Raw genomic sequence first — 2788 nt, forward strand, 5'->3', positions numbered from 1 at the left:
GTCGATCGGCGTCAGCACGCGCCGCGCCGGTTCGGCGGCGCCGGCGGCCACGCACGCCGTGGCGCCCGCGATCATGAGCAGCGAAGCGCCCAACGCTTGCATCGATGCCAGGCGCGCCATCTTAAAGGCTGCCCTGGTAGGCCAGCACGGTCTGCTTGAACGACTCGGGCACGGGCTGCGTGGCCTGCTTGTCATAGTCGTACATGACGTGCACGGAAATGGCCTTGGCCATCACCACGCCCTGCTCGTCGCCGATGTGCATGATGTGTTCCATTTCAAAGCTCTTGCCGCCGAACTTGGAGACATGGCTGAGCACCAGCACCTTGTCGCCGTACTTGGCCTGGGCGATGTATTCGCACGCGGTTTTCACCATGATGTGCGGCAGCTTTTCGCTCTTTGGAATTTCCAGGATGCGGTGCATGTATTCGAGGTAGGCCGTCTGCATGTACTCGTAGTACACGGGGCTGCTGACGTGGCCCATCGAGTCGGTGTCGCGGTAACGGATGTCGAGATTGGTCTTGAAAGAGCGGCGCATCATTGTGTCCTCATGTGGCGGTTATATCCGGTCATGCCGGCTTGGGTAGTGACATTTCGCCAATGATGCTAAGACCGATCGAGGGTGCCTCACAAGACGCAATATCTGAGGGCGGACGTCCAAATATCTGAGGAGCCGAATGGCGTTCGTTGCGCTACCATCGCTGCAGAAATATGCCGGCAACACGGACCTGGCGCATGGCGCCACGGCTGCGGCGCGCACTGGCGCGGCAGCATAGTTTTCCTCTACCCCACCCCATTTGAATGAAAGGCGCATCGATGAAAATCGCGATCCTGGCTGACCGCCTCGAGCTGTTGAACATCAAGAAAGATTCGACTTACGCGATGATGCAGGAAGCGGCCGCGCGCGGCCACGCACTGCACGTGTTCGAGCAGCAGCATCTGCACTACGAAGGCGGCGTGGTCAGCGCCAACGCGGCGCGCGTGCAGCTGGTCGACGAAGCGGGCACGTGGTTCCGCCGCGAGGCGGCGACAACGCTGCCGCTGGCGCAGTTCGACGCAGTTTTGGTGCGCAAGGATCCACCCTTCGACATGGAATACCTGTACAGCACGCACCTGCTGGACATGGCCGAGCGCCAGGGTGCGCGCGTCTTCAACCGGCCATCGGCCGTGCGCAAGCACAACGAGAAACTGGCGATCCTGGAATTTGCGCAATTCTGCGCGCCGACCCTCGTCAGCCGCGAGTCGTCGCGCCTGCGCGCCTTCCACGCCGAGCACGGCGACGTGATCTTCAAGCCGCTCGACGGCATGGGCGGCGCCGGCATTTTCCGCGTGCGCGAGGATGGCATGAACCTGGGCGCCACCGTGGAAATGCTGACGCGCGACGGCGCCGTCACCATCATGGCGCAGCGCTACATTCCCGCCATCAGCGAAGGCGACAAGCGCATCCTGCTGATCGGCGGCAAGCCCGTGCCGCATGCGCTGGCACGCATACCGCAGGCAGGCGAAGTGCGCGGCAACCTGGCGGCCGGCGGACGCGGCGAAGCGCGCGTGCTGACGGCGCGCGACCGCGATATCGCCGAGACCCTGGCGCCGCTGCTGGCGGCGCGCGGCCTGCTGCTGGTCGGGCTGGACGTGATCGGCGCGCACCTGACCGAAATCAATGTCACCAGTCCCACCTGCTTCCGCGAAATCATGCAGCAGACGGGTTTCGACGTGGCGGGCATGTTCATGGATGCGCTGGAAACGGCGGCATCACTCACGCAGACAAACGAGGAACAAGCATGAACAAGGTAAGCACACTGCAAAGCTGGATAGGCGGACGCTGGATGGGCAGCGAAGCGGGCCTGTCGCTGCACAGCGCCATCGACAATTCGCTGATCTATCACACGCATGCCGAGTCGGTCGACGCGCAGCAGGCGCTCGATTATGCGCGCCGCACCGGCGTGCCGGCCCTGATGGCCCTGGACTTCCAGCAGCGGGCGGCCTGCCTGCGGGCGCTGGCAACGCATATCCAGCAGCATCGCGAAGCGCTGTATACCATCGCCTACCAGAGCGGCGCCACGCGCGCAGACAGCAAGCAGGATATCTGCGCCGGCATCGGCGTGCTCAATTCCTACGCCGGCATCGCCGCCAGCGGCCTGCCTTCGGGCAATGTGCTGCATGAAGCGCCCGCCATGTCGCTGTGCCGGCGCGGCGGCGCGGCCGGCACGCACATCATGGTGCCGCGCGGCGGCGTGGCCCTGCATATCAACCCCTTTAACCTGCCCGTCTGGTCGCTGCTGGAAAAATTCGCCGCCAGCTTCCTGGCAGCCATGCCCTGTATCGTCAAGCCGGCCACCTGCACCAGCTACCTGGCCGAGGCGCTGGTGCGCCTGATCGACGCTTCCGGCCTGCTGCCGAAAGGCGCGCTGCAGCTGGCCATCGGCCCGGCCGACGCGCTGCTGGCACGGCTGCAGGACAACGACGCCGTCAGCTTCACCGGTTCGGACGCCACCGCCACGACCTTGCGCAACCACCCCAACCTGCTGGCGCGCTCGGTGCAGGTCAGCCTGGGCGCGGCGTCGCTCAATTGTGCCATCCTGGGACCGGACGTGCGCAACGGCGAGCCGGAATTCGAGCTGCTGGTCGACGCCATCGTGCGGTCGATGACGGTCAAGGCGGGCCAGGACGGCGCCGCCATCCGCCGCGTCATGGTGCCGCACGGGCAGATCGAGGCGCTGACGGCGCGCCTGCGCGAACGCCTGGCGGCCGTGGTGATCGGCGACCCGGCGCAGGCGGGCGTGCAAATGGG

3 protein-coding genes are annotated in these 2788 nt (G+C 65.5%); 2 read left to right on the forward strand and 1 reads right to left on the reverse strand.

Annotated features, from left to right (window positions below):
- Positions 1–121 precede the first annotated feature (121 nt).
- Positions 122–538: a thioesterase family protein gene (locus tag JaAD80_RS28325; RefSeq protein ID WP_102299494.1), complete on the reverse strand. Its 417-nt coding sequence runs from the start codon at positions 536–538 to the stop codon at positions 122–124.
- Positions 539–813: 275 nt separating this feature from the next.
- On the opposite strand from JaAD80_RS28325, the gene gshB reads away from it, so the two are divergent.
- The gene (gene gshB / locus JaAD80_RS28330) at positions 814–1782 is read left to right on the forward strand and encodes a glutathione synthase (protein ID WP_102299496.1); all 969 of its coding nucleotides are present in this window, start codon (positions 814–816) and stop codon (positions 1780–1782) included.
- A partial coding sequence (locus JaAD80_RS28335) for an aldehyde dehydrogenase family protein (protein ID WP_146012586.1) occupies positions 1779–2788 on the forward strand: 1010 nt, incomplete at its 3' end. The genes gshB and JaAD80_RS28335, both read left to right, overlap by 4 nt.

Origin of the sequence: Janthinobacterium sp. AD80 (assembly GCF_002878455.1) — a bacterium.
Classification (GTDB): Bacteria; Pseudomonadota; Gammaproteobacteria; order Burkholderiales; family Burkholderiaceae_D; genus Janthinobacterium.